The organism is Campylobacter concisus, from assembly GCF_002165815.1.
Classification (GTDB): domain Bacteria; phylum Campylobacterota; class Campylobacteria; order Campylobacterales; family Campylobacteraceae; genus Campylobacter_A; species Campylobacter_A concisus_BH.
Map to the genome: position 1 here is coordinate 17,796 of NZ_NDYN01000003.1, position 25,504 is coordinate 43,299.

16 protein-coding genes and 2 tRNA genes are annotated in these 25,504 nt (G+C 39.8%); 16 read left to right on the plus strand and 2 right to left on the minus strand.

The window, feature by feature from the left end; translation table 11 throughout:
* Positions 1 to 69: 69 nt before the first annotated feature.
* From mraY to B9N65_RS03790, 10 genes are all read left to right on the plus strand, one after another.
* Complete coding sequence (gene mraY, locus B9N65_RS03745) at positions 70 to 1,134, plus strand: phospho-N-acetylmuramoyl-pentapeptide-transferase (protein ID WP_087582864.1); 1,065 nt, start codon at positions 70 to 72, stop codon at positions 1,132 to 1,134.
* 3 nt (positions 1,135 to 1,137) lie between these two features.
* The gene (locus B9N65_RS03750; RefSeq protein ID WP_087582865.1) at positions 1,138 to 1,653 is read left to right on the plus strand and encodes a hypothetical protein; all 516 of its coding nucleotides are present in this window, start codon (positions 1,138 to 1,140) and stop codon (positions 1,651 to 1,653) included.
* Positions 1,654 to 1,657: 4 nt separating this feature from the next.
* Positions 1,658 to 2,875 (plus strand): UDP-N-acetylmuramoyl-L-alanine--D-glutamate ligase, encoded by a 1,218-nt coding sequence (gene murD, locus B9N65_RS03755; RefSeq protein WP_087582866.1) that lies wholly within the window; start codon positions 1,658 to 1,660, stop codon positions 2,873 to 2,875.
* Positions 2,876 to 3,024: 149 nt separating this feature from the next.
* The gene (locus B9N65_RS03760) at positions 3,025 to 6,366 is read left to right on the plus strand and encodes a DUF5675 family protein (protein WP_087582867.1); all 3,342 of its coding nucleotides are present in this window, start codon (positions 3,025 to 3,027) and stop codon (positions 6,364 to 6,366) included.
* On the plus strand, positions 6,350 to 7,057 hold the full coding sequence (locus B9N65_RS03765; RefSeq protein WP_087582868.1) for a hypothetical protein: 708 nt from the start codon (positions 6,350 to 6,352) through the stop codon (positions 7,055 to 7,057). The genes B9N65_RS03760 and B9N65_RS03765 overlap by 17 nt, the downstream gene beginning before the upstream one ends.
* A complete protein-coding gene (locus B9N65_RS11145; RefSeq protein ID WP_219336879.1) occupies positions 7,050 to 7,589 on the plus strand; it encodes a hypothetical protein in 540 nt (179 codons plus the stop codon). Before B9N65_RS03765 ends, B9N65_RS11145 begins: the two co-directional genes overlap by 8 nt.
* A 203-nt stretch (positions 7,590 to 7,792) precedes the next feature.
* Positions 7,793 to 9,673, plus strand: coding sequence for a hypothetical protein (locus tag B9N65_RS03775; protein ID WP_087582869.1), 1,881 nt, complete (start codon positions 7,793 to 7,795; stop codon positions 9,671 to 9,673).
* 66 nt (positions 9,674 to 9,739) lie between these two features.
* Positions 9,740 to 15,034 carry a hypothetical protein gene (locus tag B9N65_RS03780; protein WP_087582870.1) on the plus strand — a complete coding sequence of 1,765 codons (5,295 nt, stop codon included), beginning with the start codon at positions 9,740 to 9,742 and terminating at the stop codon, positions 15,032 to 15,034.
* Positions 15,035 to 15,161: 127 nt separating this feature from the next.
* Positions 15,162 to 15,237, plus strand: a tRNA-Phe gene (locus B9N65_RS03785).
* Between the two features lie 30 nt (positions 15,238 to 15,267).
* Positions 15,268 to 15,358 (plus strand) — tRNA-Ser (locus tag B9N65_RS03790).
* 456 nt (positions 15,359 to 15,814) lie between these two features.
* Here B9N65_RS03790 and B9N65_RS03795 read toward each other — a convergent pair.
* Positions 15,815 to 18,058 carry a molybdopterin oxidoreductase family protein gene (locus tag B9N65_RS03795; protein WP_257640019.1) on the minus strand — a complete coding sequence of 748 codons (2,244 nt, stop codon included), beginning with the start codon at positions 18,056 to 18,058 and terminating at the stop codon, positions 15,815 to 15,817.
* 260 nt (positions 18,059 to 18,318) lie between these two features.
* Entirely contained in the window at positions 18,319 to 19,137 is an 819-nt protein-coding gene (tupA, locus tag B9N65_RS03805) for a tungstate ABC transporter substrate-binding protein TupA (RefSeq protein ID WP_002941321.1), read from the minus strand.
* A gap of 75 nt (positions 19,138 to 19,212) precedes the next feature.
* Here tupA and tupB point away from each other — a divergent pair, with 75 nt between their 5' ends.
* From tupB to fdh3B, 6 genes are all read left to right on the plus strand, one after another.
* Positions 19,213 to 19,905 (plus strand): tungstate ABC transporter permease TupB, encoded by a 693-nt coding sequence (gene tupB, locus B9N65_RS03810; protein ID WP_087582873.1) that lies wholly within the window; start codon positions 19,213 to 19,215, stop codon positions 19,903 to 19,905.
* 9 nt (positions 19,906 to 19,914) lie between these two features.
* Positions 19,915 to 20,868, plus strand: coding sequence for a tungstate ABC transporter ATP-binding protein TupC (tupC, locus tag B9N65_RS03815; protein WP_087582874.1), 954 nt, complete (start codon positions 19,915 to 19,917; stop codon positions 20,866 to 20,868).
* Positions 20,869 to 21,113: 245 nt separating this feature from the next.
* Positions 21,114 to 21,809, plus strand: coding sequence for a TorD/DmsD family molecular chaperone (locus B9N65_RS03820; protein WP_087582875.1), 696 nt, complete (start codon positions 21,114 to 21,116; stop codon positions 21,807 to 21,809).
* Positions 21,799 to 21,972, plus strand: a complete 174-nt coding sequence (locus tag B9N65_RS03825) for a twin-arginine translocation signal domain-containing protein (RefSeq protein ID WP_021085020.1) — start codon at positions 21,799 to 21,801, stop codon at positions 21,970 to 21,972. The genes B9N65_RS03820 and B9N65_RS03825 overlap by 11 nt, the downstream gene beginning before the upstream one ends.
* Positions 21,973 to 22,002: 30 nt before the next feature.
* On the plus strand, positions 22,003 to 24,825 hold the full coding sequence (locus B9N65_RS03835; RefSeq protein WP_257640020.1) for a formate dehydrogenase subunit alpha: 2,823 nt from the start codon (positions 22,003 to 22,005) through the stop codon (positions 24,823 to 24,825).
* 1 nt (position 24,826) lies between these two features.
* Positions 24,827 to 25,468 carry a formate dehydrogenase FDH3 subunit beta gene (gene fdh3B / locus B9N65_RS03840; protein WP_009294800.1) on the plus strand — a complete coding sequence of 214 codons (642 nt, stop codon included), beginning with the start codon at positions 24,827 to 24,829 and terminating at the stop codon, positions 25,466 to 25,468.
* Positions 25,469 to 25,504: the final 36 nt, after the last annotated feature.

Below are 25,504 nucleotides of genomic sequence, written 5' to 3' on the forward strand. Positions count from 1 at the left end.
TATCCTTAAATTTAGATAATTTTTAAGGCCATTATACTAAAATTGCTTTTTTTTAAAATAAAGGCTCCCATGTTTTACTATATCTACGAAATTTTAAATTTTAATATCTTTCAGTATATCACCGTTCGCGCTGGCATCGCGTTTTTCATAGCATTTATCTTGACAGCTTATCTGATGCCTAAATTTATCGCCTGGGCAAAGGCAAAAAACGCCGCCCAGCCTATCTACGAGCTCGCGCCACAAACTCACCAAAAAAAGGCCAAAACGCCGACCATGGGCGGACTTATCTTTGTTTTTACTGCAGTCATCGCCACGATCATCTGCGCTAGGCTTGATAACGCTTTCGTGCTAGCCTCGCTCTTTTGCCTAGTTTGCTTCACTCTGCTTGGCTACAAGGACGACTACAGCAAAATTTTAGGTGCGAAAAACCACGCCGGCCTAAGCCCAAAGGCAAAGCTCTTTTTTCAGTTTCTAATCGCCTTTTTACTCGCAGCATTTTTATATATCAGCAAAGAGCTAAACACAGAGTTTTACCTGCCATTTTACAAGCAGCCGATCTTTGATATGAAAATTTTTGCCATTTTCTTTTGGACGCTAGTCATCGTCGCAGCCTCAAACGCGGTAAATTTAACAGACGGACTTGACGGACTAGCTGCCGTGCCATCGATATTTTCACTTCTAACACTTGGCGTTTTTGCCTACATCTGCGGTCACGCTGTCTTTAGCTCGTACCTACTTTTACCAAAGATCGCAGGCGTTGGCGAGAGTGTCGTCGTAGCCTCTGCGCTAATTGGCTCGCTCATGGGCTTTTTGTGGTTTAACTGCCATCCTGCTGAAGTCTTTATGGGCGATAGCGGCAGCCTAAGCGTTGGCGCATATATCGGTTTTATGGGCGTTGCGACCAAAAATGAAATTTTGCTCATCATCATCGGCCTCATCTTTGTCGTTGAGACGCTAAGCGTCATCTTGCAGGTTGGCAGCTTTAAAATTTTTAAACGCAGAATTTTCCTCATGGCGCCTATACATCACCATTTTGAGATAAAAGGCTGGGCGGAAAATAAGATCATCGTGCGCTTTTGGATCATCGCGCTTTTGGCAAATTTGATCGCACTAACGGCGCTAAAGATCAGGTAGATCATGCGAGCGCAGATAGAGCCTGACTTTGAGAGTGCTAGAAAAAAATATGATGAAATTTTGGAGCAAATTTTAGCCTACACCGACTACTGCGACGAATTTGGCGATGAAGACGGCGAAGAGTACTGCAAAGTAGAGCAGCGCCTAGCAAAGATCAGCGGCAAGGATATGAGTAAATTTAGCCTGAACGAGTGGTGGGAGGCCGAGGGCGCTGAAAATCTCGCCTTTGACATCGCTTTGCCAGAGCCAAAAGTGGTGCCAGATATAACAAAAGACGAGCTTAGGCAGATCGTAGAGCGTATGTTGGCGCCTGTGCCTGAATTTGATGATGATTTTTTAGAGGCATTTTACGCAAGAGTGACATTTGCCTGCAAGGGTGCATATTTTGCAGAGTTTTTGAAGCTAAATTTTGCCAAAACCTTTAGCTTGGAGCTCTTTGAGCGCCACGAGATAGAGGGCGTGATGCGTGAGCTAAGTGCTAACGAGATAGTAGAAATTTTATGGGGCAAAAGAGGATAAAAGCATGAGAAAATCACTATTTGGCTATGGTGGCACGACAAAGGCGATCGCTAAAAACTTCGTAAATGACGGACTTTGGGACATCTACGATGATAAATTTAGTGAAATTTCAAAAGATGAGTTTGGCAACGCTCTTTTGCCAGTTGGCGAATTTGACCCAGCAAAAAGCAGCCTAGAGATACCAAGCCCAGGCATCCCACCTCACCACGAGCTTATCAAAAAAGCTAAAAATTTAGTTAGCGAATATGACTATTTTTATGAAATTTACAAGGCCCATTTGCCATTTAACATCTGGATAAGCGGCACAAACGGCAAGACGACGACCACAAAGATGATGCAGCACCTGCTAGAGAGCAAAGGCTCAGTCATGGGCGGAAACGTCGGCATCGCGCTAGCAAATTTAGACCCGCACGCTAAAATTTGGATACTTGAGACTAGCTCATTTACGCTTCACTACACAAAGCGCGCCAAACCAGGAATTTACGTGCTTTTGCCGATAACTCCAGATCATCTAAGCTGGCATGGCAACATGAGCGAGTACGAAAAGGCAAAGCTTAAGCCACTTGCTAGCATGAGCGAAACGAGCGTAGCGATAGTGCCTGAAATTTACGCTAGCACGCCAACCAAAGCAAAAGTGATCGCCTATAAAGATGAGAGCGACTTGGCTCGTTTTTGCGGTGTAAATTTAGACGACATAGCCTTTAAAACGCCATTTTTGCTTGATGCACTACTAGCACTTGCGGTTGAGAGAATTTTATTTGATCGCTGTGATGTAGGACTTTTAAACACATTTGTTATTGAAGCAAACAAGCTTGAAGAGCTCACCGACAAGATGGGGCGAACCTGGGTAAACGACACAAAAGCGACCAACATAGACGCCAGCATTCAAGCCGTAAAACGCTACAAAGACCACTTCATGCACCTAATCTTAGGCGGTGACGACAAAGGCGTTAGTATGGATGAGCTCTTTGAAAATTTAAAGGGTCTTAAGGTCAAAATTTACGCCATCGGCTCAAACAGCGACAAGCTTATGAATTTAGCTGCTAAATTTAACGTGCCTGCCCTAAAATGCGACTTTTTGCAAAACGCTGTAAATGAGATAAGCAAAGAGCTAAAAAAAGGTGAGATAGCGCTTCTAAGCCCAGCAGCTGCGAGCCTTGATCAGTTTAAGAGCTACGCCGAGCGAGGAGATAAATTTAAAGAGTTTATAAAGGCTCTTTGATTTTAAGCTATTTTTCAAATCTTGGCGTTTTGTCTAAATTTTGACACTAAATTTAAAGAAAAAAGCAAAAATTTTCTCTATAAGAGTTTTTTATTGAATACTTTTTAAGTTTATGCTAATATTTGGCGAAAAAATTAAGGAAGAATTTTATGCCAATTACCCCTAGAAATGATGCAAATTTTAAAGAAAACTTAATAGATATCATCAAACTATCATACAGCGCCGACATTAATAAGCCTTTCATCTCTGGCGACAAGCTGCTTATGGGCTATAGCTTTAGTCTAAAAGACGATCTAGACGCGATATGTACTCAAATTTATGGTGCCAACAAAACAAAAGTGATCGAGGCTATTAGAAAAACAATAACCGACACTACAACAAAAACTGTGGTTTCAAAAATAAATACAGAAAAGCTTTTTAACGATATAAATAATGCTGCAAGGGCTGCTTGCGGCGCAGAGTTGCCTGAGTTTAAATTTAGCCAAAACGAGCAGTTAAATGCCATTTTAGAGTCAAAGCTAAAACCATTAGCGGCTGATATAAAAGAGAAACTAAGAGGCTCGTCGCTTGCAAATTTAGAAGAGGTCAAGCTCACTTCATCAGGGACGTCTAATGTCTCAAAAGAGCATGTGGCACTTCTTGCCCTGCTTCACATAAGTAGCAAAAAAAATATCGACCCAGCTTTAGCAAGCTATATCAAGAGCAAAAGTCGCTTTAAAGCGTGGTTTTGGCTAGCTCACGAGAGCTTTAGCGGTGATAACCCACACAACCTTAAACTTTTAAGAAAAAAGATCTCAGCTCAGTTTGGCCTTTACGAGTCAGACGAAAACAACAGAGCTCTAAACGACATGTCTAGCGCGGCTAGCATGGAGCGCATCAGCTTTGGCGAGTGCATAGATATCTTTACCCACCTAAATATCTCTAAAGCTATGTATGTAACAAAAGACAAAAACGGCAAAGAGCACAAAGAAGATGTCACGCACTTAGAATTTATGCAAAAAGACGAAGAGAGATCAAACAGCACCGCTTCAAAGTGCGAGGAGCTATTTAAGCCATTTGCCGATAAGCTAAATTCTCTTTTAGCCTCCCAAACATCAAAGAAATTTAGCACTGAAAATATCTACTGCGTAAATTTAACCTCCTCTTCTACGTCTAACGCTTCAAGGATAAACAAGCTTTTAAAAAAAAGGGAAGAAGAGCTTTATAAACAAGAGGATATGCTCATACTCTGCCCTATCAAGACGGCTACTCCTATTAGGATATTTCAGCCTAAAAAGAGCAACTTTACCATCGTGCTGGCTAGCCAAAGCGAATTTGACTGCAGCGAACTAAACCCAAAAGAGCTAAATCCTAGCAGACCAAACTATGGCAAGCTAAATTTATGCGAGCTAATACTGACTGACTTTAAATTTGACTCTTACGAAAAAGAGAACAAGGGCGCTTCAGCTGATAGAGATATCAAATTTAAAAACGCAAAGACAAAGTCAGATAGTGTGATCCTTTATAAAGACAATGACGATAGTAAAGATGATAAAAACAAGACAAAGGGTGCTTGCTTTACTAGTATAAGGCAAAGTAGCGATGAGATAGAGTACAAGCTAGAAGATGGTGTCGTAAAGATGAGCCACTTTAAGCTCCCCTCATCTAAAGACGAATATCTAAATTTCAATCTTCTAAATTTCGCTAAGGAGAATAACTTTACCCTTAGAGATGATAAAGACTCAGCTATGTTTGATATGAAGCTTCGTCTAGCTCTTGGCAATAATGTAGTACCTACATCAACATCTAGCTCAAGCCTAGCTCTAACACTAGATAATCTCATCATTGAAAACGAAAAAGGTGAAGCTAGTGATATAGATAAGATATATCTTCACCACTGCGGTGATAAAAATATATATGAGAGTATATCTTTAGTTAAAAATAAAGAGTCAGATATCAAAAACTCATATACAGCTACATTCAATATCCCTATAGATAGAAATGACAAGAAAGATACTAAGCTTATAGTCTATTCAAGTGATCTAAGCAAAATTTATGATACTAAAGGGATACATGCATACACTGGTACAGCTATCATATCTATAGGATATAAAGATAAAAGTGGTGGTAGTTTTAGCTATACAAACAAGGTATCTTTAAGAGATATAACAGATCATATAGTAAATGTAGTCTCTGATAGCCAGTATCCATTTAAGACAAATGAAGAGATAAGCCTAAAGGCTATATATAAACAAGAAAAAGGTAGTAAGAGATATAAAGAGGTACTTTGGGGATATAAGGTGATAAAAACCACAGAGTATAACGAAGTATCTAAATCAAATCCAAAAGATGTGGTAGAGCTAAAAGATAAAAAGGGTAAAGAGATAAGATTTAAAATTTCAGATCTTATAAAGAAAGATCATTTAGATAAGCTAAAGCAAGGTGGTCATACTATAGTATTTTTCGCATATCTTGAAGGAGAGAGTGATAAATTTAAATACAAAAGCGTATATGGTAAAAACCATATAAGGATAGATATAAAGATACCTCTATATATTAAATTTAAAGATGATAAGCTCATCATATATGAGTTTGAGCATGCTATAAGAGAGAAGAGCTTTAAAGCTAGTCTAAATCATGATGATGCCTTAGTAAATAAAAGTGGCCACTTATATATAAATAAAGATATGTCAGCACAGGATATAAATATCTATGAAGATGACAAACTTACTAAAGAGCTAAAGAGTGAAGATAGTACAAATAAGAGATATCAAATTTACATAGATGAAGCAAATTTCGCAAACAATCAAAACCCAAGCAACACAAACCAAACAGGTCAAACAAAGATAAACCAAGATACCAAGTATGGCATCAACCTACTAAGCAAAGATAATATGAATAGCTTTATAAACTCTTTTAATGAGTCAAAGAGCATAACAAGAGTAGATAATGGTATGTGGGTGGATGGGGATGAGGGGGTTGGGGTTATTATCACAAATAGTAATGTAATTCGGATTACTAGAAAATGGGAATATAAAGCGCCTACTCACTCATCCAGTTCTACAGTAAGTGAATTTAAAATTAGCGATAGCGATTTAACGGGCTATATATTAGAACCATATGGCGAAACTACAAAACAATCTGGTCAGGACAAAAGAATACCTACAGGAAAATATAATCTAACGTGGCATGTTTCTACAAAATATTCAAAAGACAAATACTCTAAAAATAAGCGTGGAAATTTTTTAGAAAATGGATTTCCAAAATTATATAATAATGATGTTCCTAAAAGTAGAGCCATATTAATACATGTTGGTAGTAAAGGAGAGCATTCTGAAGGATGTTTACTGCCAGGGAGTGATATCGTTGTTAGTGAAATAAATGGGAAAAAGTATGTTACAGGTGTTTCTGGTAGCATAAACAAATTCTATCAGCTCATAGAATATATTGAGAGCAATGGAATAGATAATGTAAAAGTTATAATTGAGGAAAAATATGAAGACTATCAATAAAATAATTCTTTTTTATCTAGTGCTATTTATGTCGCCAGCTCTTTTTGCAGAACAAACTGCTAAACACTGTTTCAACGAATATTTAGATAGCAAGGCTCGTTTTATAAATGAAAACAAATTTGACAAATTTGATTTTTCTGGCATTATAGCTGACACTCGTACAAAATTTTTGGGCTATATCGGAGCTGATTATCAAAGACTTCATATAAATTTTAGTAGCGTCAAAAAGGTCTCAAAGACAAGATATATCGTATCTGGTGAGTACAAAATAACCACAGAGGCTCGCCCATTTAACGGCGAAATTCAAATAACCAAGATAAAAAAGTATGCAAATTTAAACTACGGCGTTGATGACTTTATGAAAGGCAAGATCAATGCCCAAGGCATAGCCTTAGCGAGCTATTTTTTAAAAGGCGATGGAGGTTTTCAAGCCAAAGGTCAAATGCTCATAAAATGGTACATTAATAGCGATCAAAGGCTAGCGTATGACGATATATCAGAAGATGAGGATATGTACGCAAATGATTTATTTTGCGGAGAGTGTAAGGTGGGCAAGGCGCAAACAAAACCATGCGCGTGGGGGCATTATAGGATACCAAACAGCGGCGATCTTGATGTGGGAGCTGGGGAGTTTAGTCCTAGTCCAAAATATCTTAACAACGGCTGGAGCGACTTTAACAAGGATGAGTAAATTTTCTATAAAAAGCTTTTTAATACTATCTCTAGTTTTAGGCTTTCTAAATTTAATAGCTAGCGAAAATTTGCCGCACATAACGAGTGTTGATGATATCAAGGTTGGTAAAAATTTGACTTTACAAAACGTCAAATACTTCTTAGACGGCGAAAAGGCAAGCTTTGTAAATTTAGACAAAACACAAATAATGACGCTTAATTTTTGCTGTGGAGGTAACGGCGAAATTCAAAGAATAAATGTCAAATTTTATGATAAAAATTTGACTAAAGACTATATAAATTTCAGCAAACTCAAAGAATTTACTACAAATTCTGGTATCAAGCTTGGCGACAAACAAGAACAAATTTTAAAAAAACTTGGCAAGCCAAACAACCTACTAGAGAAAAGTGACACAACTACTGTTACCTATACCACTGAACAAAATGAAAGCAAACTCTTGCAAGAATTTGACATGCCGCTCTACTATGAGAAATTTATCTTTTATGGCGGTGTTTTAAAAGAATATGAATTTGGCTTTGAGTATCCGTGATTTTAATATAGTTTTATAAAAGATAAAATAACCTACAAATAGCTCAAATACTCACCAAACAAGGATAAATTTAAAGATATTACTTTGACATAAAACAATGATAATATCTGGCTCATCTTGCTACAATCTCCACAAAATAAGACCTTAGCTATACATATTTTATAAATTTATCCGATATGGCTTAGAATACAACGAGGAAAGATATGAAAGAAAAAAAGCTGATCATAAAAGACATTCAGGGTGAAATTTACGTCATAAGCCAAGATGGAAGCATAAAAATGCTAAAAGATGGCGATGAGATTTACGCTGGTGAGAAAATTTTTACTAAAAATTTAGATGCCAAGATCACTTTAGAAGATGGCGAGCAGGTAAATTTAAGCGCTCATCAAAGCATAAATTTAGATGAAATTTTAAAAATTTCAGCAAAAGAAGCAGATGAGCAGAGCGATCACTCTAACGGCTTTGGCGCGAGCGAGGGTATATCTTTGAGCATGGCTAGTTTTGCTACAAGCGGACATAGCGCAAATATCCATCAAATTTACAACCAACACAGATCTTTAGAGCCAAACATAAGTAGCGCCCAGCCAAGCGAGCTAAAAAGCGTCTCAGGCGCTTCTAGCACGTTGGTAGAAAAAAGCGGCGGCGCTGCAGAGCCAAAAGAAGAGCCATTTATAGATACCATAAATGTGTTGAAGGTCACAAACAGAGGACTAGACGCAGACATCTGGCTTTATGACTCAGCTAGAAATGGTGGACGAGGGCTTGATTATTATGATATAGAGCATAATAGCAAAAGCATACTAAAAGAGTGGAGTGCAAGCCATCACGTAAGTGCGACAAGTACATTTAATGACTTATATTACTATAGCGGACAACAGGTTGATCCTTTAGCTTTTCCAACCAAAACTAGCAGACTACGCGACCGTACTCCGACAGCTATGGAGCTTGCTAAGATAGGCAGAGATCCAAATGCAGACTATGCCAATGATAGACTAAGCGAAAATATGACCAGCTTCTTCAAGCCACACAATTTAAACGGACACTATAAACTATATGAGTCCAAGATCACAGCAGATGGAGTAATGGTCAGCATGGATGGCTGGATATTTATAAAAAATCGTAGTGATATTAACAAGTTTTATTATGATTCAAAGCATGAAAGGCAAAGCATTAAGTTTGAATTTGATGGTAGAGAAATTTCATGGCAGCCATTTGGATCGGCAAGCAGAAATGGTGGCTTAGACGAAGGTAATTCTCCAAGCAGTATCAGCACATATACTAATGATCTAAATTTAACAGAAGACTACGGCTTTTATAAAGTACATATAGAAGTATCTGATGAGAGATATAGTTATACTTTTGTAGCATTCTCTGGCATCAGCCCTAATAAAATTATTTCAGATGACCCTACTAACACTAACATAAAACTAGTCAGCAATGCCTACATGGAGGCTCTTGCTCAAAAAGGCCTTGTAACAAAAGAGAGCGATACTTTCTACAAGGCAAAAGAAATAAATGGTACGAAATTCGGCGACAATCCAAATGACTTTGATAAAGAATTTAAGCTAACATTTGAAGGCACAAAAGACGTTGGTAGCAACGATAATGACAAATTTATCTTTAACTCGCACGATATCGACGCAAAAGGTGGTATAGACACGCTAGTTTTTACCCAAAACGTGGATCTAACCAAGATAAGTGAGCTAGATAAGCGCCTTGAGAGCTTTGAGCGCATCGAGCTTGATCACACAAAGGCAGTAAAGCTAAAGCTAAACGGGCAAAACATAATCGACATGATAGACTCCAACCCTACCAAAGGGCCTGATGGCTTAGAGAGCCTAAATACCATCCTTAAAATTTCAGGCGATAGTGACGACGTGGTGCAGCTCGTTGGGAATTTCATAAAAGCTACAAGCGCCGAAGTAGCTGCGCTAAATACAAAAAATAGCGTAATCGGAGCTGGTTATAACAAACTCGATGAAGTTGGTGGCGAAGCGGTCAATCAAGTCTATAGAGGTGAAAACAACGCTGGACAGACATTTTTTGTCGAGATAGATAAAAACGTGCATGTCGAGGTGATGTAGTACAAACTATATAAAATTTAAGAGATTTTCGATACTACAATACACACATTTTACAGGGATGAAAAAATGCCAAATTTTGACGCCATAAGGATCGGCGTTATCAAAAAGATCAAGGGTGAAGCCATCGCCATAGGCAGGGACGGCACTATGAGGGTGCTGCACAAAGGCGATGAAATTTACCTTGGTGATGATATAAAAACGAGCGAAAACTCAAACCTTACCATTGCTTTTGATGACGGCGAAAAGGCTTATGTCGGCTTTAACTCAGTATTTCACACTATAAATGTCTTTGCCGAGCATAAGGGCGAGCTAGTCATCCCAAAAAATGCAAACATCCTTGAAAATCACAAAGAACACGCAAATGACGATGATCAAACCTCCCATCAAGAGCTATCTTCTCACGGCTCATCATCGCACAACTTCGCCTCAGCAAGCAGTAGTGGCATCAAATTTGAACTAGGTGGCCACTACTCAAACATCTACGACTTCTACACTGGTTTGCGCGCTCTTGAAGCTAGGCATGACGAGGTCAAATGGCCAGTTGGCGAGGCTAAAATCGGCGGGGTCTCTTACGCTGGATTTGGCGGTCAAAACCTAAATTTTACACCGCCAGAGCCAAACATCGTGCTAAATTTTAACCTTACAAGCGACACTGGTGAGAAAAAAGGCTTTTTAGGAGGAGCGCAGCTAAACTCACTACCAAAAACTCCTGATGGCAAGAAAATCATCACAAGCATAGGGGTTGATATCCCAGACGTTGCTAAAAATGGCGACATCATCACGATAAAGACAAACATGAAAGGCGGTGGCAAAACTAGTAGCTACAAAGTAGATACGATAACAAACGAGTTAATCCCAGTTGATAGCACCGGCACGCCCACTGGAGCGCCTCCGATACCTATCGTAAATGGCAAAGCAGAGATCACTGGGGTTGAAATTTTAAACCATGGCAAAACGACCGTGACAAGCTCATACACCACTGGTGGCAAGACATTTACAGCGCCGCCAACTGCCTATGAGCTAAACGACACGCCAGCCATCTCAAAAGTGACAGCCACGCTTGATCTTGATAAAAATGGCGATGGCGTGATAGACGCGACCGAGCTAGGATATGGCAGCGGCACGCAAACTAGCGGCATGAAATTTATAGTGCCTGACGAGCTTAGCACTGGAGATAAGATCACGTTTAAGCTAAATGAGCCGGGCAAACCGCCAGTTGAGAAGAAATTTACGCTAGATAAAGAAAATGGCACGGCAACTGACGAGGACGGCAACACCTATACATTTACGACCGATGAAAATGGCGCAGTCAGCTTTAGCGTGCCAAACATCGCAAACATCACAGCAGGAAGCAGCATAGAAACTGGCGTAGTCGATAAATTTGGCAACGTCTCAGCCACAAGCACTACGCCAAGCAGCAGTGTAAGTGACACTGTAAAAGTGACGCTAACAGCTGATAAAAACGGCGATGGTCTGATAAGTAGCGACGAGATAGGAGATGGCACTTCAAAGGTTGAGATAAATTTACCTCGCACTATAAAACCAAAAGAGAGCGTCACTATAAACATAGGTGGCTCGCCAAAAGAATTTGTAGTAAGCGACGATGGCACAAGCGTCTATGATAAAAATAACCCAAGCATAGTAGTGCCAATAGTTAATGGCAAATTTGAAATGCCAGGCGTAAGCGTGCCAGTGACACCTGGCTCAAGTGTATCTATAAGCACAACGGTTAATGACGAGCATGGCACGCCAAAACCAAATGGCTCAAGCAACCAAACCACCCCAAGCGTCGTAGTAGCTCCACCTGTAAAATCAGCCAAGATAAGCTTTGATAGTGACTTGGGCTCTAGCAATAGAACTCCAGATGGCAGGATAGATACTTCAGAAAACAGATACAATGACGGCGATCCAACAAAGACTGAGGCATCTATAAAAATCCCAAGCGTGATAAAAGAAGGCGATAAGATAGCCATCGATGTCACCAACCCAGACGGCAGTAAAACGCACAAGGTCTATACATACACTAATGGCAAGATAATCGCCCCTGATCACAATGAAGTGCCACTAAATGATGGTAAATTTAAGATCACAGTGCCTATAGAGCATGGCAAAACCACAAGCATAACGACGACCATGATGGATAAGGCTGGCAACAAAGGCGAGAGCGATACAAATGAGATAAAATTTAGCGACAGCCCAGTGGCGAAATTTGTCAAAGACGCTGATGGAGATGGGCTCATAGATGACACCACTGGAGCTATAACGACCTCTGATGTAAAGGTCTATCTCCCAAGTAGCGCAGTGCCAAAAGATGAGCTAAAGATAAGCATCCTAAACCCACTTACTAACAAACAGTCAACCGTGAGCTACATCCTAGACGATGATGGCGTGCATATGATAAACAAAAAAGACCCAAGCGATATAAAAGTGATAAGTGACGGCGCTATCACCATACCAGACGTGACGGTAAGTAGCAAGCGTCCGACCTTAGTCGATGCGACCCTTATAAAAGATGACGGAAGCGCGATCTCTGGCACTTCAAGTGGTAGGCTATTTGCCTTTGGCGTGCTTGATTATATAGATGATGTAAAGCTTGTTACAAAGATAGATAATGCTGATATCCACTCCGCAAAATACCTAAACGAAGAGGACTACGAACACATCATCTCGACAAGCCAGTATGAGTCAAATTCGACCCAAAAGATAAACTACAACATCGCTCTTACAAATGACGAACAGCCATACATTAAATTTGGCATAAATAAGCCCGATACCACAAGTGACGGCAAAGGCTACGTGCTAATAGAGATAAAAGACGAAAACGCAAATATAAGTGATAGCTTTATAGCTAAGATCGAAAACAATACCGTCATAGCAGACTTTGAAAAAGCTGGCAAAAAGCTAGATAGAACACACCATATCATAGACGCCACTTATGTGGGAACTGACGGCGTGCCTCAAAGAGATGATAACCTAACTATCACGGTCGATCTTGACTCAAAGCCTGACAAGCTAATAGAATCTGACTTTGATAATATAAAAAACGGCTCTGGCAACTACGCTATAAATTTTAGTGGCAAAGGCGAAGCTGCAAACAATCCGCACGATGAAAAATCAAAAGATGTAGAGGTCATAGATGCTGAGACATCTGAGAAGACTACACTGACACTTGATAGAAATTTAAGCTACTCTGGAAGCTTTAACGTAGCGCAAAATACTGGTAGCAAAAACTACATAGTAGAAAGACTAGATGATGCTGGAAATTTAGCCGTTCAAACCGTGACTATGGTGGCAAACAAAGGCCTTGACGTTGATATGTGGTTTTTTGACTGCACAAACACAGAATTTTGGTCATACGACCCAGCAGTTACGACTGGTCCAAGAGCGGACAATACCTCCCCAGGAGGATATGGATACCACGTAGCAAATCACTATGAGGCATGGACCAAATGGGCAGGTGTAAGTGCTACTACTACTTATAATGAGCTTTCTTTTCAAGGAGGTAAAGACTGGAAGCTAAAATCAACAAGACCGCACGCAGGTGAGCTAAACACAAACGATATAGCAAAGGTGGGTCACTCTCCAGAAGCAAGTGATACCGATCACACTGGGGCACATTATAATCTAAACAAGACAGGAAACTACGTCCTTGAAGAGGCAGAGCCTATAGGAACTGATCTGATCATGAAAATGAAAGGTTGGATATATATAAAAGAAGATGGTCAATACAATATAGCAGCAAAGCACTTTCAAGATATGGTAGATGTAAAAATAGCAGATGAAAGTTTTGGAAAGTGGGCATATTGGTTTGGTTCAGGCGACAATGGTCCTCACGGAGGCAATCATATTTATAATCTTAAAAAAGGATTTTATAGGATAGAGGTTGATTATGTCGATAGGACGCAAGATACATTCTTGGACATAATGATCAAGAAAAGGTCACAAAATGCTAGCGACTATAAAATAATAGGCTCAGAGGGTAGCGGCACGCACCTTTTTAGTGATAGTTATGTAAAAGCCCTACATGATAAAGGATATGTTAGCGATGAAAAAGATGGTCTTATAGCTGGCAAAAAAGGGTATAGAAACTTAATAAATCAAGAAAAAGATAGTAGTAAGCCGACAAAATATTTTGGCGATGACACGGATGACTTTAACAAAGTAATACATCTCAAACACAATAATGATAGCCTTGAAGGTAGTAACCTAAACGATGTCTTTATCTACAATGGCAAGAATATAGACGCAAAAGGTGGCGTAGATAAGCTGATATTTGTTGAAGATACAAAACTAGAAAAGGTGAGTAATTTAAATGATAATCTAAAAAGCTTCGAACGCCTGCAATTAGGCACAGAAAATCAAGCTGTTTCAATATCATTTAACACAAAAAATGTTCTTGACATAATAGACTCTAGAACAACAAAGATAACAGAAGGCGAATACTCAACCCTAACAACCGTATCTGGCACTGAAAGCATAAATACTGTTTTAAAGATACTAGGAGATAGCAACGATATCGTAAAACTAATAAACGATGGCACAAATAAATTTGAATTAGCGACAAACGAAGAGATCACTTTGCTAAACTGGAAGCACAGCAAAGCTATAGGTGGTAGCTATAATAAAGTAGAAACTGACGGTAACGGACATGTAAGAGAATTCCAACCAGATCCAACACACAACCCAGATGTGTGGAAAACATATAAAGATGCAAGTGGCAAGCCGATCATCGACTCCTACGACACTCCAGTAAATCACGTCTACAAAGGCACGTACACTGATGGAACTAGCACAAAAACATTTTTCGTTGAGATAGATAAAAATATCAAGATCACTCACGAGGGAGATGATCAAAACAATACCTTTACCTACGAAGGCAACAAGATAGACGCAAAAGGCGGTGTTGATACGCTCATCTTTACTGAAAATGTCGATCTTAGCAGAGTAGATGATCTAAATGATAAACTAAAGAGCTTTGAAATTTTACAGCTTGGTAGCAAGAGCACTCAGGCTGTCTCGATAGGACTGGATGCCAAAAGCGTGCTGGATATCATAGACTCACAAGTAACAGATGGTGGCTTAAAAAGCGTAAATACCGTGCTAAAGATCAAAGGCGATAATAATGACAAAGTAGCGCTGGAGGGCAAAGGCACTATTTTTACGCAAGCAACAGACAGCGAAGTGGCAGCACTAAATTTAATGCATAGCACTTTAGGCGATACACACAACCAAGTGGCGATTGATGGTAGCGGACATGCGCTAAATCAAGTCTATAAAGGCGTATATGGCAGCGGAGCTGGCGCACAAACATTTTTTATCGAAATAGATAAAGATGTAAGTGTAGTAAATTTGGTGCATTAAATTTAACTTTGTCGGGCTAAAAATTTATAGTTTTATATTTAAATTTCTTAAAAACAAAAGCTTCTTGTAGATTTTTAAACTTAGTTTAAATATTTAAAATGTATAATCCAATTTCTTTTATCAAGGTGGTTGGATAGCTCAGTCGGTAGAGCAGCAGACTGAAAATCTGCGTGTCGGCAGTTCGATTCTGCCTCTAACCACCATTTCTTTTTAATAAAATTTTTCATAAACATGGACAGATGGGTGAGCGGCTGAAACCACACCCCTGCTAAGGGTGCAGCTCTTAATCGGGGCTCGAGGGTTCAAATCCCTCTCTGTCCGCCACCACTTATAAACAATCACAAACTTTTACCAACTTTTGCAAACATTGAGCCACGATTTTAACGTTATTTTAAAGCCTTTATTCAAAAAATTACAAACTATCACAAACAATGACAAACTATTATTATCATAACTTTTTAGCTGACTATTTGGCTGACTAGCTCAAAAAAGTAGCAAAAACTTTTGACTTGGTCAGCTAAAAGAAAAATAATACCTAAACTCTCACGCCAATTAGTGATCACAGAATTTAAAAGTTAAAGCCAACAACGTATACAAGCTCTAAAAACCTAAGAGCCTTGATAGATGTAAAAAATAGAGATAGCACTTCATAGCAATTTTATAAAAATAACCCATTCTTGCTATGAAATTTCTCTATAAACAATAGAAAATTTTAGTTAATAAAAGTTGATTTACTATGAAAATTTGAATTAAAAATTCAAGGGCATTGCGCCCTTGAAATTATGATCTAACAGGTGAAAGATAAGGTTTTTCAGAGTGCATAGACATCTCGTTTTGTTGTCTAAATGCTATATACTCTTCTTCACTTAACCTTTTTATGTTAGCTATAGTGATCTTAAGAGGTGTGATACCTGAGAGTGGGTCATGGTCTTGAGCATTTGCAAGCTCGTTACCGTCAGCCTCACTATAGTGGAAAGTCGTAAATATCGTACTCTCTCTAAGGTCAGGATTTATGCGAAGTTTAGCTGCGATCCTGCCGCGTTTGTTCTCTACCATTGCGTAGCAGCCATCTTCTAGTTCTCTTTCTCTTGCGATATCAGGACTTACTTCGATTAGCGGACCTTCGATACCAGCGCCGTACTCTAGCGGTGGGCACTCTCTAGTCATCGTACCAGTGTGGTAGTGATAAACTTTTCTACCTGTTGTAAATAGGCAAGGATAGACCTCATCAGGTACTTCGCTCATCGCGCCTGAGCCTACTGGATAGCCATCAGGTATATGCATTTTGGCTTTAAATTCAGCCTCCATGCTCGCACGCTTATCTTTATCGTCAGCGTAAAGTACTGGAGCTAGGCGGAATTTACCATTAGGTAGCATTGATTTGTGATCAGTATAAAGATCAGGTGTGCCTGGATGATCTTCATCAGGGCATGGCCAGCTGATGCCACCTAGTTTTTCAAGTCTATAGTAGCTGATACCACCAAAGAATTTAGGCATTAGTTTTCTAAGCTCATCCCAAACCTCTTCTGCACTTAAGAAGTCAAATCCCTCAAGTCCCATAGCTTTTGCGATGTTACAAACTACTTTCCAGTCAGGCTCTACGCCACCTACTGGTTCGCTTGCTTTTCTAGTTCTTTGAACACGTCGAGATGTGTTGATAAATGTTCCATCTTTCTCACCCCAGCCAGCTGCAGGTAAGACTACATCGGCCTTTTGAGCACTTTCAGTAAAGAATAGATCTTGCACGATAAAGCAATCTAAGTGGTGTGTAGCATGCACAAAGTGCTCTGTCCAAGGGTCACTCATAACAGGGTTTTCGCCATAAACGTAAAGCACTTTTAGCTCACCGCTATCCATCTTATCAGGTGCGTATGTTAGTTTAAAGCCAGGCACTGGATTAAGCTCGAAGTGCCAAACTTTGCGAGCTTGCTCTTGTGCGTAAGCGCTATTTACTGGGCCTGCTGGGATGACATTAGGTAGTGCGCCCATATCGCATGAGCCTTGAACGTTGTTTTGTCCACGAAGTGGATTTACTCCAGCGCCTTTTTTACCTAAATTTCCTGTTATGATCGCTAAATTTGAAAGTGAGAATACATTTGATGTACCGTCACTAAACTGAGTGATACCCATAGTGTAGCAGATAGCTGCACTGCCAGCCTTAGCGTAAAGTCTAGCAGCCTCAATGATGAGCTCTTTTTTCACACCAGTCTCACGCTCAAATCTCTCAGGAGTGAAGTCTTTTACGGCTTCTTTTAGATAATCAAAACCCTCTGCATATTTTTCGATAAATTCTGTATCTTGTAAATTTTCAGAGATGATGACGTTCATCATTGTGTTTAGTGTTTTGATGTTTGAGCCAACTGGAATTTGCAAGAATATATCTGCTTTTTTAGCCATATCGGTGCGTTTTGGATCCACGACGATCATTTTTGCGCCGCGCTCCAAGCCTCTTTGCATCTGCATAGCGATGATCGGGTGGCATTCGCTTGTATTTGTGCCTATTAGTAAAAATACATCTGTATCAGTCGCAAACTCAACAAGATCGTTTGTCATTGTTCCGTTTCCAAGGGTGCTGGCAAGACCTGCCACTGTTGGAGCGTGTCAAAGACGAGCGCAGTGATCTACGTTGTTGCTTCCTAAAGCGCGAAAGAATTTTTGAAATACATAGTTGTCTTCGTTGTTTGAACGAGCTGAACTAAAGCCCATGATAGAGCTTGGACCATATTTTTCTACGCTATTTTTAAAAGTCTTTCCTAAAAATTCATAAACCTCTTCAAAGCTAACCTCTTCGAGTTTGCCCTCTCTGTTAAACTCTCCGTTTAGTTTTCTCATCATTGGTTTAGTTAAACGTTTTGGAGAATTTACAAATTCCCAACCAAACATACCTTTTAAGCACAACTCGCCATCATTTACATGGTGGTTCTCAGTCGGCTTTGCATCGACTATCCTACCGTTTTCTACGATAAGGTCTATGCCGCAACCAGTTCCGCAATACGGACAGGTTGTTTGAACAATCTTTTGCATAGATTTCCTTTCAAGTAATATTTCTAATAACTCGGTTATTATATACCTTAGAATATAAAATTATTTTTAAAACTAATATTTTTTTTTAATTTTCTTTTAAGTAAATATGCAAAATTTGCATATTTCTTTGACGCTGAATTTACGGAGCTTTTTGCTGCTTTTGTCTTATTTTGAATTTGGTTTTTTAGTTTAAGTGATTAAAAATAAATTTGAAAAATATGAAAATTTATAAAAAGATGGGCGATTGCTCGCCCTTTGAATTAGTTTTTGCGTGTGTTTGCGTCTGGAGTGAAAAGTGGCTTATCAAGAAGCTTGAAGTCGCCTATAAATTTCTGACCCTCTTCGCTTGTCGCCCATTTTATAAATTTCTCTGCATTTTCGATGTCAGTTTTTGGGCAGTGTTTTGGATTTACTGCGATTAGAGAGTAGAAGTTTTTAAGGTCGTTGTCGCCCTCGTTGATGATGACCATCTCAGGATGACCTTTTTGGTTTGCTTCATATTTGATATAAGTACCGCGATCAGTAAATGTAACGCCTTTTTGCTCAGCAGCAGCATTTATCGTAGCTAGCATGCCTTGACCTGTTTGCATATACCAGCTATCTTTTTCAGGGACTTCACCAGCGATCTTTTTCCAGATGCCTTTTTCTTTATTATCTGTGCCTGATTTGTCGCCACGTGAGAAGAATTTGATACCATCTTTTTTGATGAGCTCAAAGCTTTGTTTGATATCTTTACCTTTAAATTTATCAGCGATTGATTTATCAGCGATAACGACGAAGTCATTGTACATTACGGCATTTCTTTTTAAGCCAAAACCTTTTTCTACAAATTCTTTCTCAACTTTTGGTGAGTGAACGAAAAGTATGTCAGCGTTGCAGTCTTCGCCAAGCTTTAGAGCTGCACCTGTACCAACAGCTGTCCATTTTATATCAACACCTGTTTTTGCTTTATAAGCTGGGTAGATCGCATCAAGCAAGCCAGTGTTGTCTGTACTTGTTGTAGTCGCCATGATTAGTTCATTGTCAGCGCCAAACGCCAAAACTGCGGCTGCTAGTGAGCCTAAGATAATCTTTTTCATTTTTCTCCTTTAAAAAAAATTGTGATATTATAGCACATTTAAAATAATCTTAAGAAATATGCTAGGAAAGAATAATTGGATTTTTTACTTAATGGCTTTACAGAAGCCTTTAATCTACTTTTAAATGACAACCTTGAAACATATTCAGCCATCAAGGCTACTCTTTACACATCAAGCGTGTCGATACTTTTTGCCGTTCTTGTGGGCTTTCCACTTGGTTTCATGCTTGGATTTTATGACTTTAGGGGCCGAAAAATTTTACGCCTTTTAAGTGACACGGCTCTTGCCATGCCAACAGTTGCGATCGGCCTTATCTTATACGCATTTATCACTAGAAACGGTCCGCTTGGCAGCTTAAATTTACTCTTTACGCTAAAAGCGGTCATGTTAGGTCAGTTTGTGCTTGCCCTCCCTATCATCATCTCGCTTACTGCAAGCGTGGTTGAAAATATGGAGAAAAAGCACTATCTAACTATTCTAAATTTACGCCTTGCACCGGCAAAGCTAGTTTGCTGTGTGCTTTACGAGTTACGCTACGCTCTCATGGTCGTCATCGCCACCGCATACGGCAGGATCGTGGCTGAAGTGGGCGTTGCGATGATGATAGGTGGCAACATCAAGTACTTTACCAGAACGATCACTACAGCCGTTTCGCTTGAGACGAACAAGGGCGAATTTGCCATGGGTATAGCGCTTGCCATGGTTTTGATATTTATCGCATTTTTAGTAAATTTAGCGATCTTTGCGCTAAGAAAACTAGACAAATAGGAGCAAATTTTGATAAAGATAAGAAATTTACACCTAAACTACGGCAAAAGCGAGATCCTAAATATCCCAAGCCTTGATATAAATACTAAAAAGATAACCGCTCTAATGGGTAGCAACGGCAGCGGCAAAAGCACGCTCATACGAGTGCTCTCACGCTTGCAAAGCCCAAACAGCGGCGAAATTTCACTCTGGGGAGAGAGCAAGCCAAGCCTTGAAATGCTGCGTAAAATTTCAGTTTTACTGCCTGAACCTGCCCTTTTAAAAAGAAGTGTGAGAGAAAATTTCAAAGCCATCTTAAAAAGTAGAAATTTACTAAGCGAATTTGAGGAGCGAACTAGCGAAGCTCTGGCACTTGTAGGACTTGATGAGAAGTTTTTAAACAAGCGCCACTTTGAGCTAAGCTCAGGACAGACGCAGCGCATCGCATTTGCACTTGCACTTTCTTTAAGAGCGCCATTTTATCTGCTTGATGAGCCGACAAACAGCGTTGATATCGCCACTTCAAAGCTCTTTAGCAAGGCTATAAATTTGATGCACGAGAAATATGGCTGCGGCTTTGTCATCGCAAGTCACGACGAGAAGTGGCTTAGTATGCTAGCAAACGAGTGCGTTTTCTTACACAAGGGCAGAGTCTGCGAGTTTGAATACAAAAATATCTTTGAGATAGAAGGTGGCGTGCTAAGCTTTGGCGATAATGCGAAGCTAAATTTGCCTTCAAATTTTAAAGGCAAAAGTAAGATCACGATCAACCCAAGCAAGATAAAAATTTCTAAAACAGGTGGAGAGGGTCAAATTTCAGGGATTTTGCACTCAGCCTCGCTTTACATGGGCGATGAAAAGCTTTTGAAGGTCAAAGTTGGCGACTTTTTGATCAAAATTTTTAGCCACGATGATGAAATTTTAAAGATCGGCGAGAGGGTATTTTTAGAATTTGAAGATGGCTCGATGCTAGCTTTGGAGTAAAATTTACTCCCACTCTTTAGATTTAGTCCAAAAATAAAAATGGATATCAAAAAAGAGCTAAATTTTAATAATCCTGCTAAAAAATCATATCTTATATAACTCCCTAAAAATGGCGTTTTTAAATATGCAATTAAGGCATATTTAAGCTTTTTTTAACTTTTCTAATTTATTTTATTTTAAGCCACATTAATAAGGCAATTAATTGTATAGTTTCAGTGTCGTTAAAAAACTATTTAAGGAAAAAGGTGAGCACAAAAGAGGAATTTGCAGCTGGCAGAAAACTTTACTACGCTACTTTCTCTAAATTCTTCGTATTTAGTGAAGATGAAAAGAGATTTGATGGCCTTAGTAAAATGCTTGATCTCATAGAAGAATACAGCCTAAATGATGAAGTCTCGCATGCTGTTGCAAATATCAAAAGTAAATTTGACGAGAAAGATCCACAAAATTTGATCACCGAATTTGATGACATTTTTCACACTCCGCCAAGTCCGCTTCGAAACTCGCTCTCTTTTTACGATGAGGGATATGAAGTTGGTCATGCTTGCGCTAATGTGCGTAAAATTTTAGCTAAGACAAACATCAGAAGAGATGAGAGTAAATTTAAAGAGAATGAAGACAACGTGGGCTTTGTTTTTACGCTGATGAACGAATTTATAGGTAAATTTGACGAGTGCGAAGAAGAGCTTTTTAAAACAATAATAAATCCAAACATTGATGAGTTTATAGAAAATTTATACGAGCATCAAAATAGCGAAATTTATAAAGATGTAGCCGTTTTGTTAAACGAATTTATAGCTTTTGAGCGCGTGGCTCTAAACTCACCAAAACCACTTAGAAATGAAAACAAAAAAACTGATGGCCTCTCAAGGTCAGAAAGTATAAGAAGAGAAAAAAATAGGATAAGAAAACTAAGAACGGAGGGTACATATGCAAAATAGACGCGAATTTCTAAAAAAAGTCGGTCTAGTTGGCGCTGTGGCAGCAAGTGGTGCGGTAGCAGCAAATGCTAATGAAAATTTAAAATCAGGAAAGAGTAAAAAGACCGAAGTGCTTTACAAAAGAAGCAAATACTGGGAACTTTACTACAAACAAGCAAAATAAAATTTGATAGAAATTTAAGAAAGGATGAAAATGTCTGAAGCTAGATTAAACGCTACGCCAAACAACATCGGCCGTAGATCGTTTTTAAAAATGGCTGCATTAGCAAGTACTTGTGGAGCGGCCGGCTTTGCAGCAAGCAATGTCACAAGAGAAGCAACAGCTCAAGAGATGGCAAACCCATTTCCAGACTCAAAAATAGTAAAAACTGTCTGCACAGTTTGCTCTGTAGGATGCGGAGTGCTAGCAGAGGTAGAAAATGGTGTATGGGTGCGTCAAGAAGTAGCACAAGATCACCCAGTAAGTGCTGGCGGTCACTGCTGTAAAGGAGCAGACGTTATCGATATGGTGCGCTCACACTGCCGTGTAAAATATCCGATGAAAAAAGTTGGTGGCAAGTGGCAACGCATCTCTATGACGCAAGCACTTGACGAGATCGGTGCAAAACTAAAAGCTTACCGCGAGAAAAATCCAGAGCAAGTAATGTTTTTAGGATCAGCAAAAGACTGCAACGAGCAAAGCTATTATATAAGCAAATTCGTTGCGATGTTTGGGACAAACAACCTAGATCACCAAGCACGTCTTTGACACAGCTCTACAGTCGCCGGTGTGGCGAATACTTGGGGTTATGGAGCTATGACAAATCACCTTGGAGATATCCAAAATGCAAAGTCTATTTTTATAATCGGATCAAACCCAGCGGTAAATCACCCAGTTGGTTTTAGACACTTTTTAAAAGCAAAAGAAAAGGGCGCTAAGCTAATAGTAATTGATCCAAGATATACAAGAACGGCGGCAAAGGCTGATTATTTCGCACAAATTCGCCCAGGAACGGATATACCTTTTGTATATGGCATGATGAATCTCATCTTCGAAAATGGCTGGGAGGATAAGAAATTTATTGATGACCGTGTTTATGGTATGGATCTGATTCGTGAAGAGGCTGCAAAATGGACACCAGAAGTCGTTGAAGACGTGACTGGAGTGAGCGCTGCAACTCTTAAAGAGATCACAGAAGTCTATGCTAAAAATCGCCCTGGCTCGGTCGTTTGGGCGATGGGTCTAACTCAGCACACAATAGGCAGCTCAAACACTCGTATAGCTCCGATCTTGCAACTAGTGCTTGGCAACATGGGCGTAAGTGGCGGCGGATGTAACATCCTAAGAGGCCACGACAACGTTCAAGGTGCAACTGATATGGCAAATTTACCAGATAACCTACCTGGTTATTACCCTAAAAATGAAGGAAGCTGGAAATATTTTGCAAAAATGTGGAAGGTTGATTTCGAGTGGTTGCAAAAGAATTTTATCAAGCCTGAGTGGATGTTTAAGCCAGGATTTTCACTTGCACGCTGGTGGGCTGGTACGCTCAATGGTAAAGATGGCAATGATGCGATCGATAATGCAGGAGATAGCCTAAAAGCTCTTGTAGTTATAGGAAATGGTATCACATCTACTGCACAGCAAGCAAAGGTTCAAGAGGGTCTTGATGCGCTTGAGCTACTTGTTTGTGTAGATCCGTTTGTAAATGACGCTGCCGTTATAACAAATAAAAAAGATAATGTATATATCATACCTGCTTCAACTCAGTATGAAACTAGCGGCACAGTCGTAGCTACAAACAGAAGTGGTCAATGGAGAAGCCAAGTATGCAAACCACTTTATGAGAGCATACCTGATCATGAATTGTTATTTGAACTAGCTAAACGTATAGGCTTCTATGACGAGCTAACTCGCACTATAAGGGACGCTGACGGCAAGATAGAGTGGCCAGAAGCTGCTACTCACGAGATAGCAAATATTATAAAAACTATAGGTATGACTGGCTGGACACCTGAGCGCCTAAAACGCCACCAAGAGAACTGGGATAAATTTGATGAAGTAACATCTCTTGGCAAGCCTGGCACTCCTGTTGAGGGCGAATACTACGGACTTCCATGGCCATGCTGGACAGAAAATCACCCAGGTAGCCCAATACTTTATGATACAAATAAATCAGTTCGCGAAGGCGGAATGGGCTTTAGAAACCGCTTTGGTTTAGAGCACAACGGTGTTAGTCAGCTAGCAGCTGAGGGCTCAGCGCCAGTTGGTTCATCTATAAATGGCGGATATCCTGAGATCAAAAAAGACAATATCGAGAAAATTTTAGGCATCACACTAACTGATGATGAAAAAGCAAGGATCGGAGCCAGCTGGTCAACTGATGATAGTAATATCATAGCAACAAAATGCTTGGAGAAAAACATCGCTCCGTATGGCAATGCACGTGCTAGAACTATCGTTTGGACATTTGCCGATCAGATCCCTAAGCATAGAGAGCCGATCCACTCACCAAGACCAGATCTAGCCAAGAAGTATCCAAGCTTTAAAGATAAAGCAAAACAATACCGCGTTGATACTAAATTTGAAAGCTTGCAACAAAGTAAGGACTTCTCAAAAGAATTCCCTATCAACCTTATTACAGCTCGTCTTGTAAATTTCAGTGGTGCTGGTATGGAGACGCGTGCTAGTAAGTATCTATCACGCATTACGCCTGAGATGTTTGCCGACATCCACCCAGAGCTAGCGGCTAAACATGGCATTAAAAATTGGGATTTTGTTTGGGTTCATTCACCTGAGGGTACCAAGATCAAGGTTCGTGCAAGGATCGTGCCATCGGTTAAGCCAAATATGATCTTCTTGCCATTCCACTGGGCTGGATATATGCAAGGTGTTGATATGACTGGAAATTTCCCAGAAGGAACTTTGCCATTTGCGGTTGGTGAGAGTGCAAATACCGTAACAAACTATGGATATGATATCAACACTCAAATTCCAGAAACAAAAGGCGGTCTTTGCCGCATAGAAAGGGCATAATATGAGCGCATTTAACGATAACAATAGACTTAAATTTTACTGCGATACAGATAGGTGCATTGATTGCAACGGTTGCGCGGTAGCGTGTGATGAAGCTCATGAGTTGCCTATCGGCGTTAGAAGACGCCGCGTTATAACGCTAAATGAGGGTGTGCCAGGTAAAGAAATTTCAACGTCAATCGCATGTATGCACTGCGAAGATGCGCCTTGTTCGCTTGTTTGTCCGGTTGATTGTTTCTACATCAGAGCTGATGGCATCGTACTTCACGATAAAGATATCTGCATAGGTTGTGGATACTGCTTATATGCTTGCCCATTTGGTGCGCCACAATTCCCTAAAGATGGTGCTTTTGGTGCAAGAGGTGTAATGGATAAATGCACCATGTGTGCAGGCGGTCCGCTACCAACTAATAGTGAAGAAGAGCGCGAAGTATATGGACAAGATAGAATTTCTGAGGGCAAGGTGCCAGTTTGTGCTGCGATGTGCTCTACAAAAGCTCTACTAGTTGGCGAGTCAGATGTGATCGAAAAAATCTACAATGACAGAGTTGCTGCAAGAGGTTATGGCGAAAAGAACCTAAAACAAACTACTGTTTGGAAGATCGCTTACTACGCTGGCGACAGACTAAAACTAAAAGCGTAAATTTATAGGTGCTTTTTGCACCTATAAAATTTGTTA